A 15,500-nucleotide genomic window follows, 5' to 3' on the forward strand; every position below is an offset into this window, starting at 1 on the left:
AAAATCAGTGCTCCCGCAGCGTTCCCGCCGACACAGTGAAAGTGGTTCGATCGACCGATGGCATCGCACCCGAAGCCCTTCGACCACGACACGAACTGATTCCGTGCCACGATGACTTCCTAGCGGTTTCATTGTGGCCGACGCACGGGGTCGGTAAACTCGTCGCTCTGAAACGAATCCACCAGGACTCGTTCTACGATTGATCCGCCAATGATGAAAGCAGCGACACCATGACCATCAACCCGGCCCGCGATTTCTATGACCGGATTAGTCACGCTTATGATTTGATCGCTGACGGTGGCGAACACGTTGCACGCCAACGTGGGCTAGAACTTCTGGATGTATCCGAAGGCGAATCGGTCCTGGAAATCGGATTTGGCACTGGCCATTCCCTGGTCAGTTTGGCTGATAGCGTCGGCACCACCGGCCAGGTAACCGGGATCGACATTTCATCGGGCATGCGCGACGTGTCCCTGAAACGTTTGCAAGAATCAAACTGTGCGGATCGCGTGAAACTGATCGTCGCCGAAACGCCTCCGTTGCCGCTGGACGACGATACCTTTGACGTAGTGTCGATGAGCTTCACATTGGAACTTTTTGCGTTGGAAAACATCCCCGCTGTCTTGGCCGAGTGCAAACGAGTTCTAAAGCCCGGTGGACGGATCGGCATCGTCAGCATGGCCACCGTCGCCGAGGGCGACTCGAAAAGCACTCTGGAACGCACCTACATCTGGATGCACACCCACTTTCCGCATATTGTCGATTGTCAACCGATCCCGCTGGAATCGATGGTCGAACAAGCCGGGTTGGTCATCGCCAAGCAGGAACGAATCGACTTGTTCACCATGCCTGTTTCGATCGTGGTTGCCACCGCTTAGGCGATATCGGGGCCGAAGACGTCAAGACTGGGATGATCCAGTTTGACTCTGCGCTGCGACTTGCGAAGAATCCCATTCGTCCGAACGGATTCCGTTGCAAGAAGTTCGTCGAGGTGTTTCACGATGCCCGCGGCGCCACGTCGCTAAACTTCACCGCTGGAATTTGTCATGGATGTTTCAATGCGTATCCCAGAACCGGAGTTGAGCACATGTTGTATCGAATGGCCTTCGTAGGTTGCCTTGGCTTGGTCGCTGCCACCGCCCAGGCTCAGGGACACACTTGCGGCCCCGGATGCAATGGCGGAAGCGGTGGATCGTTCCAGGAAGGCGCAGACGGAACATTCACCCCCAATGCGTACCAACAAGATTTCCGGGCACGTGGGTATCAGCCAAACGGATACCCGGGCCAATCCTATCGTCCCTATCCATCGGACAACTTTGCGACACGGATGCCAGCGGTCCGAACGACGGACCCAACCATGCCGCCGTCACTGTCGGGAGCTTATCCATCGCGATCACACGGGGCACAATCACATCATTCTCGATCGCACGATTCACAATCACACGGGCGTCAACGTTTCAGTCAAGGTTGGGCAAATTCCCCCCCGCGACAACAGACACCACGGTTCCCGCAATCGGCGATGCCGCGTCAATCGATGGGAACCTACAACGATTTCCAACCCATGATGCCACCGTCACTGCCGCCGACCACTCGAAACCACCAACGCATGGATCGTCCGCAGTTTGATTCGTTACCAGAACGTCCGGTGCGGATGCGGAAGCAGCCAGAAATGCTGCACATCTAGCAGCGGTTTGCTCCCTGGGAACCACGCCTCAGGAACGCCACATCCATCACTGACGCGTTGAATCCGCAGCATAGGCTTCCAGCCTGTGAGGTAAACAACGAATTCAACCATCCGGTCTAGTGCCGTCGATGGCAGGGCAAGTTTTCTCACTTCGGTTCCTGGGACAAACGGTCCAGCAGGTTTCGAGTGATTTGCTCAATCACAGGTGTCTTGCCGCGCAGCCCATGCGCCCAGTCGGTGGATCCAGCGGTAAAGACGGTTCCGCCCTGTGTGTACATGCCCATCACGGCAGCCCCGATTCGGTCCGATGGAAACTGGTCGTACCACAGGGAATCTCCGGGATGCCAACGTGCCGAACAGGTTCCCAAAATCGTGAACGATGCCGGCGTGCCATCACGTCCGGTGGCAAACGGCAAGCCATCCCGCCATTCCATTTCGCAGCCATCGCATTCGTACCCCACGACCGTCTCTGCACCACCGATCTGGTCACCCTGCTTTCGATCGGTCTTTTCGAACACCCAGTGTTCCGGTCGATGCACTTCGTAGGCTCCTGAACCGTCCATGAACTGGCCATGGCTAAGGTGGTAGCCGCCCCACATGAACCCAACACCCGTCAACTGGTTTTCGGGACGTCCGACCAGATGATGTCCCCATGCCGTGCTCAATCGACGATGGTCGGTCGTACGAAATTCGGGGTCCATGTTGTAGAACTGTTTATGACTGGTCAGGGCACGGCCATCGTCCTCGCTTCGAACTTGCCAACAACAGGTGTTGCCACTGAAAAACGCAACGTTGCCACCATCGGCGATATAACTTTCCAAGTGATCTCGCATCGGTGCGGACCAATATTCGTCGTGTCCCACGCTCAATACCAATCGATACTTGGACAACAGATCGGGGCGTGATTCCAAATCGCTGTTCACCGCATAGTCCAATTCGTAGCCAGACTTCTCCGCCCATTGAATAAACGGCAGTTCCCAGTTTCGAAATTGGGATTGAATGGGGCGATCAAAGGAAACGCGATGTCCTTGGACGCCGTCGCGGTCATGGTAACCATACAGACTGTGCCCGCCCCAGTTGGTGTAGGCGTTGTAAGTGTTGGTCGCCAATTGAATCAGAATCGGAGACGTCGTACCCGGTGTCTTGGATCGTACGACAAAGAACAGCGAACCCACCGCGGTTCGTTGATTGCGTCCGACGTAACGGCCACCTTGATCGCGCGTCGTCAAGACAACTTCGTAGTAGCCCGACTTCCAATCCTCGGGGACCGTCATCCGAAACGCTTCGGGCCACTGACATCCGTGCGACGATGCGCGATCGGGAATCGCCTGGGGCGAAACCGCGATGCCGTCTTTTTGGTAAACCTGTTTACGATCTGCGCCCAAACGATCAATTTGCATTGAAACCGCGCCGGTGCCCGAAAGGTGAAAGACGACCTCGTCGCCCGCCACGTAGCTCAACTGGTCGGTATAGCCTTCCACGAACAATCCATCGGGCAACTTCTGATCGGCCATCACCGACCCGCTGGAAACCAATCCAATCGTGCTGCACACCACCACTGCGGCCAAAATCGACAACGGTTGATACAACGACGCCCGACGAAAAAATAACATGCTGTGGTTCACTATGGTTGGAGTTTGCATTGCAGAACTGTCAAACGGGTTCGGTCACTTCGCGGATGATTGGTGTTGAACGTACAACAACAAATCAGCCATCTGTTGGCTGTCAATTTCTTTCTCTAATCCAACGGGCATCATGGAAACGGCGTTCCCCTGCAACCGTTCAATCTCGTTTCGCAGCAACGAATGACTCTTGCCGTCGGCGGTGATCAATTTCAAACTGGTCGCGGTTTCTTCGGTCAAAACACCCGCGTACGCTCGCCCGTCGTCCAGCAAGACTTGGTACTGCTGGTACTTGGCCTCGACGGCCCGACTGGGATCAATGATCGCCGTTAGCAAAGCTTCGGGAGAACGATTGGTCAAAGCTGTCAGATCGGGTCCAATCGCAGTGCCCAGCCCTTCCAAACGGTGACAGGCAGAGCATTTCGCAGTGAACACCAGGCGGCCGCGATCCACATCCGCACTACCGCCGACAAGTTCGTCGATGGATGGCTGGTAGGCTTGGACGACCTTGTCACGATCCGCATCGATCGTTCCCAAGATTCCAATCGCGCGGTCGCGAATTTTGGCATCACCGTGTTCGGATAGTTGACGACGTAACGATCCGCTCAGCGAATTCGCAGAGATCGTTCCCTGTCCGATCATCTCTAGCAGTTCCAAAGTCCATGCAGGCCGACTGGTCAATTCGGAAAGAACCTGCTGTCGCAGCGCCGGCCCATGGGAACTCCATCCGGCCGTCAGTATTCCGGGCACACCGTTCACGTTCAATGCGGCCACCGTCGATACAGCGGCTTGTTGAAGCTGGACCGGTGTTTGCGGCGATAGAAAACTTGCCAACAGTTGGACATCGCCGGTTCTTTGCGACTCACGTCTCCCCAACAGTCGCATGCCAAGCAATCGATCAGCAGTCGACGTCGATCCCGACAGTACGGCGTCATGCACCGATTGGTGAAAACGGTCCAGCAACACGATCGATGCAGGATCAAGCTGACGATCCAAATCGCCGGCCGAACTCCCCAGCGATGCGTACCAAGCCGTCAAAACCTGCCATGCGGCGACCGGATCCGGCGAATCGATATCGGATTCCAGTTTGCTTAGCATGACCGCGGCGGCACTCGGCACGTTTAGCTTGATGGCGATCCCAGCCAGTGTCCCCAACCATTGGGGATCAGGTCGGCCTGCGTCCAGCAACGCGGACAGCACCGGACGAACGTTGCCGGAATGAATGCTGCTGAGAACGGCCGCTCGTAGATAGACGTCGTCACCCGCCTTCGCTGCAACGGATGCAAGGCAGTCGGCCGCCCATCGATCATCGAACGATCCCAAGGTGTATGCCAACTGCAATTGAACCATCGGATCATCGTCAGCGACCAATGCTTCGATCGCGGCCTGCCAATCGGCCCCGCCACCGTTGCCAGACCATTCTTGGTCGCCCAACGTGCTTTTGTCGGCAGCGATCTGATCACCAAGGATTCGGATCGCGTGCCGTCGTATTCCTGGATGCGAATCCGCTAGCGACCGTTGCAGATCCGCCGCCGAAACGACCTGCAACCCGGCCAGGGTCGCCAAAGCATGCAACCGTGCCAGCGGGTTTGGGCTGTCCGACATCAAGCGTCGTAGTCCCCGCTCCACCTTAGCTCGCTCTACCTTAGCTCGCTCTACCTTAGCTCGGGCATCGGCAGCGATGTCTTGCCATCGCCATAGCAACATTCGCTGAACCAAATCCCGCTGCCATCCACTGGGCGAATCCAAAAGTTGCACCAATTCGGCTGCGCCCATTTGATCGAATCGTGTGAACGGTCGCCGCGGACTCTGCCGAGGAGCAACTCGGTAGATCCGACCTAAATCAGATCCCGATCGCAGGTCCAACTGGGCCTCCAAATCGTCCGCAATCCACTGCGGATGTTCGATCACTTCGCGAACCATATCGGCAACATACAGTGCACCATCGGGCCCCACATGCAGGCCAGCAGGTCGGGAGAAAGGATCCGCCGAACGAAGAAACTCCTGACCGTCTGCGTGCATCTTGATGCTTTCGAAGGTCACCCCATGGGGCACCAGTTTACGTGCATGCACGATGTTGTAGACCGGTTCGCTGGTGAACGTGGCACCATGGTAGTCAGCACCAAAGAGCGTGTCGCGATAGACGATCGTTCCGCACGCCGATGTAAAGATCGGTGTTGCACCAATCGGTCGGTGAATCGGATCGCAGTGGCTGATGATCGGGCCGATCGGAAAGACCTTTGTGTCTCCGACCCGAATGTCTCGTCGCACCGACGGCGGAACGACGTGCGGATTACGCGACAGATAGCCCTCGTCCAACACATAGTGGAAGACCGGATTGGGGTTATTGCAACCAAACCAATTGCCCCAGCTATCGCAATTGCGACCGAACTGGGTTTGCCCTGATTGCGTTTCAATCTCTCCCGTATCGGGTCGGATTCGCAAATCCCGACCGCTGATGTTGACCGACTTTCCGGTTCGGTTCGATACAACGGTCCCGCCACTATCTCCGTTGGCAAGATAGACCCAGTTGTCCAAGCCCCATCGAAGTCCATTGACACGATGCTGTTGGTTGCCTTCGGTGAATCCTGAATACAACTTTTCGACATGATCGGCGACGCCATCGCCCGTCGTGTCCTCCAAGTACAGAACATCTGGGCAAGCGGTCACCAAAATTCCGTTTCGCCAAACCAGCACACCGCTGGGCGTGCTTAAGTTGTCAGCAAACAGAGTCGAATGGTCGTACTTTCCATCCCCGTCGCGATCCTCCAACACACGCACTCGTCCACCGGGCTTGCCATCCCCGTTGATACCGATCGGATAGTCCGCCATTTCAACGACCCACAACCGACCATCTGGCCCCCAATCGAAATCGACCGGATCCATCACCAGAGGCTCCGCGGCGACCATTTCGATCTGAAACGGATCGGCAACCTCGATCTTTGAAAACGAATCTTCTCTTGTCAGCGCCGCAACGCTGTGCGGTTCCAACACATGATCGGCTTCTTCCGCAGCGACCGTGGGCATCGCGAGGCACGCCGAAGCCAGGAATAGTCGCGGGACAAATCGACGTAACATCAGATATCCAAAGAACAACAGGTGGTTGAAAGCACGACAAACGATGCAGCCTTGGCTGGATCTCAACCAAGCGTCCATGCACTGAACGTTCAAGCATCCGAGCGCGCTGGTCAGACGGCGGTGGATTCGCAAATATCCCGACGGAAGCAGCGGGTCCATCGGGAATTCTGGCGAACTCGATTGCGGTAGCGTCTTGGTTCGATGACCGAACGTTGCGATGAATCGGCAGGGGGCGGGATTTTTTGGGGGGGAATCCCAGTATAAAGAAACCAGAGACACCGGTTTGGCCATCTGCGACTCGATCGCAAAAAAAGTTTCCACGACGCACTTGGCCGTCAACGCCGTCTGCGGATCCCTATTGGATGGCTTCGGTCGCCAAGCGTTTCAGTTCAGCAAAGCGTGGATCCGGGTCAGGAATCTGTCCGCTGACCATCAGGGATGCTTCGTTGTGATTGATTAAGAATTCGACCCAATCGAACCAAGGCATGGGCGGTGTTCCCTGCAACTTCGCCAAGGATTCCTCGATCCATCGGTCAAGCTGATCTTTCGATTGATCAAGCGCAGCGATCGCCTTTTCGGACTCGCCCATCTGATGGTAGGCCATGGCCAGCAAGGGAAACTCGATCCCATGCCCACCCCAATTCAGATCTTCTTCGTACCCTTGTTCCAAACGGTTGACCGCTTGTTGAAACTGACCTGCTTTTAGATGTGCCCAACCCGCGATGTACAACTTCGCCCCAAAGGGCATCCGCGAACGGAAACGCGTTCGTTCCAGTGGCGGCACCGATTCGCTGCCAACCAACTTTTCAGCGCGGCGAGCCAGCAGTGCCGCGTCCTGTTTGGAAGTCTTTCCAATCAACTGACCACGCAGCGTCGTCCCCCAAGACCCGCCGTCACCGGAATTGAACAAATCATCGGAAAGCCGCTGTTGCTCGGCCGCATTCCCGGTGTACAGGAACAATTGCGGAACGCCAATGAATTCCGCACCGTTGACCGGGGCGCCTAGTTCCAATGCTTTGGTGTAGTCGGCAACCGCCCGGTCCCAAAGACCTAGTCTGCCGTACAACGAGCCACGTTCCATCCAGACGTGAAAGTACCTGGGCTGAGTCCGCGTCGCCGTCAAATAGTCATCATGCGCATTCGCCCAATCGCCACTTTCGGCATAGGCTCGGCCAGAGGTCAGCAACTGGTTTGCGCGTTTTAGCCGGTCGGTAAACAGTTCCAATTCATCGCGTGATTGGGTCGCTTCAGCCTCGGCCGTCCGAGCCTGCTGCAGGGCATCAATCGCCACTCTTGCTTGCCAAAGACTAACGACACTGCCGATCAACAATGCCGCAGCCACGGAACCAAAGGTGAACAACGCAACTTTGTTCCGCCGAGCGAATCGCGAGAATCGGTAGGCCGCCGACGGTGGGCGTGCTTCCACAGGCTCGCGCATCAAGAACCGCTGGACGTCTTCTGCCATAGCGACCGCACTGGGGTATCGCCGCGCGCGATCCTTGTCCAACGCCTTCATCGCAATCCAATCTAAATCGCCTTTCATCAGCGAAGTGAGCTTGGCCGGTTCCAGTCGCCGTTTCGCGGACACCGTCGTCGCCAATTTGCTTCCCAACGTGCTAAACCTCGCACTCGGTCGCGGCGGTTCCTCTTCGCGAATGATCTGACGAAGTTCATCGAACCCGACGCTATTCAATCGCTCGCGAGTGAACGGTGTCGACCCCGCCAATAATTCGTACAGCATCACGCCAAGCGAATAGATGTCGCTGCGAGTGTCGACGTCAACGTTGCTCATCTCCGCCTGTTCGGGACTCATGTAAGCCGGCGTTCCGATCATGGATGCCAGCCGTGTGTAGATGGTTTTGTCAGTCAAGCTTTGCCCACCGATCGCTTTCACGATTCCAAAGTCGATGACTTTGGCGATCGGCCGGCCGTCCTGCAGCGTCACCAAAACGTTGGACGGTTTTAGGTCGCGGTGAATGATGCCCTTTTGATGCGCGTGCTGGACCGCGTTGCAGATCGAAACAAACAGCGCCAATCTGGCTTGTGTATCAAGGCGATGGTTGTCGCAGAATTCGTTCAACGGAACTCCCCGGACCAGTTCCATCACAAAATAGGGCTGGCCGGCATCGGTCACACCCGCATCAAAGACTCGTGCAATGTTCTCGTGATCCATCATGGCGATCGCTTGACGCTCGGCCTCGAATCGAGCGATCACTTCGCGGGTTTCCATCCCCGGCTTGATAATTTTCAGGGCCACACGACGGCGGACGGGTTTCTGCTGGTCGGCGACGAAGACCAACCCAAACCCACCTTCGCCGATCTTCTCCATCAACTTGTACGGTCCGACCACGGTACCGATTTTGTGACGCGCATCGGTTTCGCCAGTTTCGATGCCAATGATCGTCGGCACCAGACCGGGCAACACCGGGCGGTCCACGGGGCTGTCGGTACGGTCGTGTTCGCGCAGCAGATCCACCACCACCGCGTGCAGCCGTTCGTCACCACCACACGCACTTGCCACAAATTCCGAGCGTTGTTGAAGCGATTCGATTTCAACCGCATCGGCAAAGATGTCTCGTTCCTGTCCGATCGCCATGACTATTCCGATTCCTCGTCCTTGTGCATTTGGCGTCCCAACCACGCTCTGGCGAACGACCAGTTCCGTTTCACCGTGCGGGAGGATACGCCTAACGCATCGGCCGTTTCGCCCACGCTAAGCCCTGCGAAGTACCGGAGCTCGACCAGCTTTGCCAGGTCGGGTTCTTCGTCGGACAGCTTGGTCAGCGCCGCGTCCAGGTCCAACAGATCCTCGGCATCGCCGCTGCTGATGATCGCATCGTCGTCGGTGATCTCATATTTGGCGAATTGGCCACCACGTTTCAAGCTATGCCGTCGGCGAGCGCTTTCGACCAAGATACGACGCATCGCCTCGGCTGCCGCAGCGAAAAAGTGACCACGGCTGTCCCAGCGGATCACTTCGTCACTCTGGTTGCCCACCAACCGCAGATAGGCTTCGTGGACCAACGCAGTCGGCTGCAGTGTTTGATCCGACGTCTCGCGTTTCATGCGATGCGTCGCAAGTTTGTGCAGCTCGGCATAGACCAAAGGCAAAAGCTCGCTTGCCGCAGACGCATCGCCCTGGTCAATCTGGTTCAGGATCTGAGTCACTTCGCTCAACCGACGATTCCTTCGAGTAGCGAAACTTGTTGACTTTTCGTCTATTCTAGCATCCAACGCGTCCTGGGAATCAAAACCGGCAGATAGCCCGGTGTCGACATCACTCGGAATGCCCCCCCGAATCGATCACAAGGGACTCCCCGACGCCGCCCCCCCCCCCTGCCGTTCGACCGGCGAAGCGAAGGTGGCTGAATTTCGAAATCCAAAATGGACGTCGAGGACAGGATGACTTTCTCAGTGCGTTTGGTTTGTCGTGAAATGGACATGCCGCGAAACTGACTCGTCGTGCAATTGAAGTGCTCGGCAAATTTCTCGATTCAAGATGGCCTCGGGCTCGCGCGGTTCTCGCATTGCCTCTTGAACACGTTGATCCCGTGGCTATTGCTGCCGTGGGTCAATGTTGGATTTTGGGATGCCCGTTCCGCCGATTCAAGAAGCCGGCCATGAAACTTTGCAAGCGTGATCAACCGACCGATCAATCAGGGACCAGCGTTTCACGAATGACCAGTGTTTGGCAGCGTTTCCATGGAATGATGCCCGTCCAAACCACGGGCGATCGCCGAACCCCCAACGTCCATCGCGATCAAGCTTCGCCGCAACCAACCAAACGATTACCAGCCGCCGCCAACGATGCGACCTACGCCGCACTGTTGGACCAATCGTTTATCGAAGACTGATCATGGAATCACGCCATCCGACTGGAAGACAACGGGCGACAACGCATGTCGATCTAACTGCATCGCCGCATCTCGCTGCCGCAAACCCGTCGGACCGGACTACATCAGCTTTGCAGAGACTTCCGACAGGGCTGACCGGCCGATTCACATTTTGGCATCGAGTCGTTGGTCATGAACGCACCCGCGGTGAAGATCGACACGCCGGTTGTTACCACCAACAGCGATAACGCAACGTGCAAATTGAACGCGTGTGCCGCAAACCCAATCGATGGCGGGCCAAGCAAAAACCCGAAGTAGCCGATTGTGCTGACCGCCGCCAACGCGACGCCGGGCCGATAACCGGGCAACTTTCCCGCCTCGCTGAACACAGTCGGGATGATCGTTGAAAATCCCAAACCGACACAGGCAAAACCGATGATCGCGGGTAGCGTGCTGGACGAAGTGATCAACAGCAGCAGCCCCACCAGTGCGAGTACCGAACTGGCGCGAACCATCGTCCCTGCGCTGTAACGTGACGACAACCAGTCCCCCGCAAACCGACCGATCGTCATCGTGATCGCAAAGGTGGCGTATCCCATCGCAGCCATGGTTTCCGTTGTGTTCAATCCGCTACGTAAAAAGATGGCACTCCAATCCGCGATGGCTCCTTCGCCCAACATGACGCAGAAGGCTGTCACGCCCAGCAGCAGCACTCTGACATTGGACCGTGTAGCCGGCGGTGAAACGGCGTCCCATTGCTGTACCAGCGGTTCCGTCGATGGTGAAGGCTGCTTGGCCGGTGATCCTGACTCGCAGGCTGATTCGTTTGCTTGGGATGAAGCACTGGAAACCGGAGATGGTGGGGCGATCAACAATCGCGGCAACGCATACACCATCCAAACGGAAATCAATAAGGCAATCAAACCGAAGTGAACGGGAACCGACATCCCGGCCGCCGTCGCAGCCACCCCCGTCACTGCGCCCAATAGGCTCCCCACGCTCCACAACGCATGGAACGACGACATCATCGGCTTCGCCATCAATGTCTCGATCTCGGATGCCTGCGAGTTCATCGCGATATCAAGCGTTCCGTGTGCGGCGCCGAATGCAAACAGCAAAACACAAGCGGTCGCAACATTCGGGGCAAACGCAATCGCGATAAAGCTTGCCAGATAGGCCAACACGCTCACCTGGCAAACGATTCGACTGCCCAGTCGAGCGATCAGATACCCGGCCGGCGGCATCGACATCACCGCACCCAACGCGATCACCACCAAAACCATCCCGAGCTCGTGATGGCTTAGCTCAAAACGCTCTTCCAGCCGCGGCAGTCGCGTTGCCCAGGATGCAAACAGAATCCCATTCGTCATGAACAGAGCGCGGACCGCATTGCGGTTGGAACGAATGTCCTTCAAAGATCTCAATTTTCCATCCATGGTTCCCATCCTGGAACCGAACTTTTTGAATTTGTCTAAATGTCGCACTGCGGATTGCGGCTTCGGATGCTAGCGTCGGGCCAACGCCCATCGGGGAATTGAAAACACGCGGTGAACAGACTCGTCCATCGCTGCCACCTACAAATCGCCAACCACGTTGATCACCCCGCCGTACCGAAAAGACGGCAACGAAAAACCCTTGTCATCGGCCCTTCCCCAACTCGCACACCCACCCATGACATGCGGGAAGCACGGCCAATGTCCAATCAAGGTGCGGCGACGCGTTCCATTCAATTCATTCCCATCGGCTCGTCCCTTCGACGTAGAGGGCGAAACATGGGGCTGAACCTTGGGCCGCGTGAACACGAAGCGAACGGGAACTCGCACCAACACCTGCTCGGCGAATTGTATGCTTCTCGGCTCGGGCACAAAGCGCCGGATCTGCCCAGGTTTCGAACGACCGGCCTAAACCGATCCTAGCGGCCGAATCGCGACCATCCGTGCGATTGGCGGCCAAAATCCTCATCACGGCGGCCCGGATGTCTGGCCGGCGATTGCCTGCACGCCCAGCAAATGCCTGTGCCGGACGAATGCCTGGATCGAAAATGCCCAGGGAAAGAAGACCAGCGGCGGAACTGCGCCGCGGGCGCAGAGCAAATCAAATCTGCCCTGCGTTGGTTTGCTGGCTGGCTGGAAGTTGCGTCCAGCCAGCCATCAGATTGCCAACCAAAACTACTGGGGCAGAACTTCCAATGTCGCCGTGTAGCTGAGCCGACGAGTCTCGGCTTGTGGAATTTCGGTGTCGCTATCTTGGGTACTGGTTTCAAGCCAATACATGCCCGGTTCGTTCCAGGTGACGGAGAATTCACCGTTGGCATCGGTGGTCAGGGTTCGTTCGTCCTGAGCGTTACGGTAGCGAGTTTCGCCACGGATCAGTTCAATCGGCAACCCCTTCTTGGGTTCTCCGTTGACCAAGAAGCGAAACTTTGTTTCCTCGCCGGAGTACAGATCATTCGGGTGGCTAAGGCAGACCAGTTCGACGCCTTTGCCAGTCGGCTTCAACGCTTCGCTGGTGGGAGCCCCGTTGGTCACGAACGTTTCGACGCGTCCGAGGCTTTCCGTCACGCTAACGTTGGTCGCGTTTTGGGGAATCGATTCGCTTAGCGACGCTGCACTGCCGCGGAACCGCTGACGTTTGCCGCCATGTTCATAGCTTGCGAACACGCCGTGATTGACGACCGCGATGCGATAGGTGCCCTGCTGGGTTAAGGGCAAGTCAAAGACGCTGCGATATTTGCCAACCGATTGGTTCTGGCCCTCGACTGGATTGCCATCGGGCGCTGTGATGGTCAGTCCATCAAGTTTCAGCGGGAAATGGTTGAAGTAAAACAGGTCGTTCGATACCGCGGCATCAACAGTCACCCACGGCTCTGCACCGGAAAGCACCGTCTGGGACGGACGCAGCCAAACTTTGTGGGCATAACTAGGGGCTGCGAACGTGGCGATCAGCAGCGTGGAAAGCAAGAAACGTAACATCGGTTTTCTCCGAAAAATTGGAAATGTTTGTTGGTGTGATCGAAACTATTTTCTGATGGCCAGTGATACTTCGCCAAGCTCGCTGTCGCCTGTCGCGGTCTCGAAGAAGGGTTGCTCGGTCGGCCACGTGAATTCGATATGCACGAGTTCACGACCACCGACCTCGCGAGCCGCTTCGACGTACAGTTCGTATTTGCCCGGTTTCAATTGAGTCAGGCGTTTGTCGTCGTCGGCAAACTTCAGAACATGCTTCCCGACCGGACGCGTCGCCCCCGACACACCATCAACAGGAAGTTCCAAACTTCGCCCCGACCGGCGCCACCACTGACGAAGATCGGGCAACCATTTTGTGCCCTCGCCTTCGCGGCTGCCGGTCAGTTGGTACCACGCGGCAAGGTTCGCAACGACGTTGCGGTCTTTGTCCTGAATCCAAACCGCGATGTAGGGCCGGTGGTATTCGGACACGCTAAGTCGCGGGATTTCCAGCGAAACTTCAAGCTTCGCTGCATCGGGCTGTCCGGCACCCACGGTGCCAACACCGATGACCAACAGCAAGGTAAGAAAAATATGTTTCATGGTTCGTTTCAATGATGGAAGAACAATATCCAAGTCCGGGAGGGGGGCGGGGAGCAACGAAGCGGCTGATGTCGACGGGCTGCATCGCTGCGGGGAACCGTCTTCGCCCGAATCAGAGTCCACTGAGACGCCAACCGCATCAGCCCCCGATTTCTAAGCATCTGATTCCTAACAAACCGATTCCTAACAAACCGGCGAAGAGGCTTCGTATCAATCAGCCCCCATTCTCAATAGGCTCCGGCAACTTCTCGACCAGATCGAGTCCACAGGGCATGCCAAACTTCGATATCCACCGAGTCGGTGATGAAGTGCACACTGCCATCGGCGAACGTCGTCATCGCACCGCCGGTGTGATTGCTTCGCGCTGAATTGATTTTGGAAGACCGATACGAAAAGTCGGGGACTCGCGAATTGGGCCCCATGCGACCGTTCACCAAAGGTCCGTCCGGCACACACCCACGCAGCCAATAGGCATGTCTTTGCCCATTCCACGACGACGCATCGGCAAAGACCGTGTCAAAGTCGTGGTTGTCGGCAGCGGCAAGAATCGAATCGCTGATCCCATTGGAAGGCGACGAACGATATAACTGCGACGTCACAAGATTATTGGGCAGGTCAGCCGCGGAACCGCCGGGACCACGAATCGTTTCAGCGAACACCAACGTGTTGCTGGTCCCATCCAGAATCGACGCGAACCGAATTCTTGCGTTCGACCAACACAACCCATCAGGCTCGGCTTGGCTGGGGTGAAACACGTTGTCCATCCCGCTGCCATGGTTCATTCCATAGTTGGTGCCCGCGATGGCCACCTCTGCACCGGATGGCATCGACAGAATATGAGTGGCCTGTTCGGGGTCACTCGGACACAGGAAGGACGGCACTGCCTTGCCCGCTGCTTCATGCAATTCAACCGGCAAGTCATCCTTGCCGGGGTGCCCCATCTGAATGCTGAAGTCAACGAGCTCGACCAGGTTCTGCTGCTCTAGGAACGGCAGCAACTTGGCCATCGGCGAATAGTCGTTGATGTAACCAATGCCGGGGTATCCAGCGTTCGGAAACTGCCCCCGATAGGCCGACGCATAGTTATGCAGTCCCAGCCCAATCTGTTTCATATTGTTGCTGCAAGACATGCGACGGGCGGCCTCGCGAGCCGCTTGAACCGCGGGCAGCAACAGCCCAACAAGCACACCGATGATGGCGATCACCACCAGAAGTTCGACAAGCGTAAATGCACGGCGTGAGGTCGCGCCGGACGATCGGTACGAGGACACGGGACGAACAGACAGACATAGCATGGCTAGGGTTCCAGCAAAGGAGAGGCACACGGCGGATAGATCGGCCCTAGAAAACGGATTTCCAGAGCGGGATCGAGCGTGGCTGGCTAGAGCGTCCCGCTAGAGGGCTGCGTTGCTGGCTGCGTCGTCGAATTGGTTCTGCTGTTGAGAATCAATAGCAGGAAGATACAGTGCGGCGGTTGCGATTTCAAGAGGAGAGTGAAGTTTCCTGGCGACCGGGAGTGTCGAGGGACAAGAAACGCGTGGGAGTTTTCCGTTTCGCAAGGATCGCAAAACGGAAAGTTCGAGTTCGAGTTCGAGTTCGAGTTCGAGTTCGAGTTCGAGTTCGAGTTCGAGTTCGAGTTCGAGTTCGAGTTCGGCAGGGCAAGACCGTTTGGAAGCTAAAACTCGAAGCTGAAACTCATACTTTCAGCGTTATCTATCTTCACGTCACCAACCAA

12 protein-coding genes are annotated in these 15,500 nt (G+C 56.7%); 4 read left to right on the forward strand and 8 right to left on the reverse strand.

Going from position 1 to position 15,500, the window contains the following annotated elements:
- Positions 1-230: 230 nt before the first annotated feature.
- Positions 231-878 carry a methyltransferase domain-containing protein gene (locus tag K227x_RS19050; protein ID WP_145171984.1) on the forward strand — a complete coding sequence of 216 codons (648 nt, stop codon included), beginning with the start codon at positions 231-233 and terminating at the stop codon, positions 876-878.
- A 209-nt stretch (positions 879-1,087) separates the two neighbouring features.
- Complete coding sequence (locus K227x_RS19055) at positions 1,088-1,684, forward strand: hypothetical protein (RefSeq protein WP_145171986.1); 597 nt, start codon at positions 1,088-1,090, stop codon at positions 1,682-1,684.
- 146 nt (positions 1,685-1,830) lie between these two features.
- Here K227x_RS19055 and K227x_RS19060 read toward each other — a convergent pair whose 3' ends face one another.
- The 4 genes from K227x_RS19060 to K227x_RS19075 all read right to left on the reverse strand — a co-directional run bounded on the left by K227x_RS19060 (position 1,831) and on the right by K227x_RS19075 (position 9,561).
- On the reverse strand, positions 1,831-3,297 hold the full coding sequence (locus K227x_RS19060) for a N,N-dimethylformamidase beta subunit family domain-containing protein (protein ID WP_218933374.1): 1,467 nt from the start codon (positions 3,295-3,297) through the stop codon (positions 1,831-1,833).
- A gap of 54 nt (positions 3,298-3,351) precedes the next feature.
- Positions 3,352-6,543 carry a PVC-type heme-binding CxxCH protein gene (locus K227x_RS19065; protein WP_218933375.1) on the reverse strand — a complete coding sequence of 1,064 codons (3,192 nt, stop codon included), beginning with the start codon at positions 6,541-6,543 and terminating at the stop codon, positions 3,352-3,354.
- Between the two features lie 196 nt (positions 6,544-6,739).
- A complete protein-coding gene (locus K227x_RS19070; protein ID WP_145171989.1) occupies positions 6,740-8,980 on the reverse strand; it encodes a serine/threonine-protein kinase in 2,241 nt (746 codons plus the stop codon).
- 2 nt (positions 8,981-8,982) lie between these two features.
- Positions 8,983-9,561, reverse strand: coding sequence for a sigma-70 family RNA polymerase sigma factor (locus K227x_RS19075; protein ID WP_145171991.1), 579 nt, complete (start codon positions 9,559-9,561; stop codon positions 8,983-8,985).
- 443 nt (positions 9,562-10,004) lie between these two features.
- Here K227x_RS19075 and K227x_RS19080 point away from each other — a divergent pair, with 443 nt between their 5' ends.
- Positions 10,005-10,238 (forward strand): hypothetical protein, encoded by a 234-nt coding sequence (locus tag K227x_RS19080; protein WP_145171993.1) that lies wholly within the window; start codon positions 10,005-10,007, stop codon positions 10,236-10,238.
- A 104-nt stretch (positions 10,239-10,342) separates the two neighbouring features.
- Here K227x_RS19080 and K227x_RS19085 read toward each other — a convergent pair whose 3' ends face one another.
- From K227x_RS19085 to K227x_RS19100, 4 genes are all read right to left on the reverse strand, one after another.
- Positions 10,343-11,653: an MFS transporter gene (locus K227x_RS19085; protein ID WP_218933376.1), complete on the reverse strand. Its 1,311-nt coding sequence runs from the start codon at positions 11,651-11,653 to the stop codon at positions 10,343-10,345.
- A gap of 732 nt (positions 11,654-12,385) precedes the next feature.
- Positions 12,386-13,189, reverse strand: coding sequence for a DUF4198 domain-containing protein (locus K227x_RS19090; protein WP_145171997.1), 804 nt, complete (start codon positions 13,187-13,189; stop codon positions 12,386-12,388).
- A gap of 45 nt (positions 13,190-13,234) precedes the next feature.
- Positions 13,235-13,765, reverse strand: coding sequence for a DUF2271 domain-containing protein (locus tag K227x_RS19095; protein ID WP_218933377.1), 531 nt, complete (start codon positions 13,763-13,765; stop codon positions 13,235-13,237).
- A gap of 227 nt (positions 13,766-13,992) precedes the next feature.
- Positions 13,993-15,060, reverse strand: coding sequence for a DUF1559 domain-containing protein (locus tag K227x_RS19100; protein ID WP_145171999.1), 1,068 nt, complete (start codon positions 15,058-15,060; stop codon positions 13,993-13,995).
- 144 nt (positions 15,061-15,204) lie between these two features.
- On the opposite strand from K227x_RS19100, the gene K227x_RS19105 reads away from it, so the two are divergent.
- Positions 15,205-15,444, forward strand: a complete 240-nt coding sequence (locus K227x_RS19105; protein ID WP_145172001.1) for a hypothetical protein — start codon at positions 15,205-15,207, stop codon at positions 15,442-15,444.
- Positions 15,445-15,500: the final 56 nt, after the last annotated feature.

The organism is Rubripirellula lacrimiformis (genome assembly GCF_007741535.1).
In the GTDB taxonomy this organism is placed as follows: Bacteria; Planctomycetota; Planctomycetia; order Pirellulales; family Pirellulaceae; genus Rubripirellula; species Rubripirellula lacrimiformis.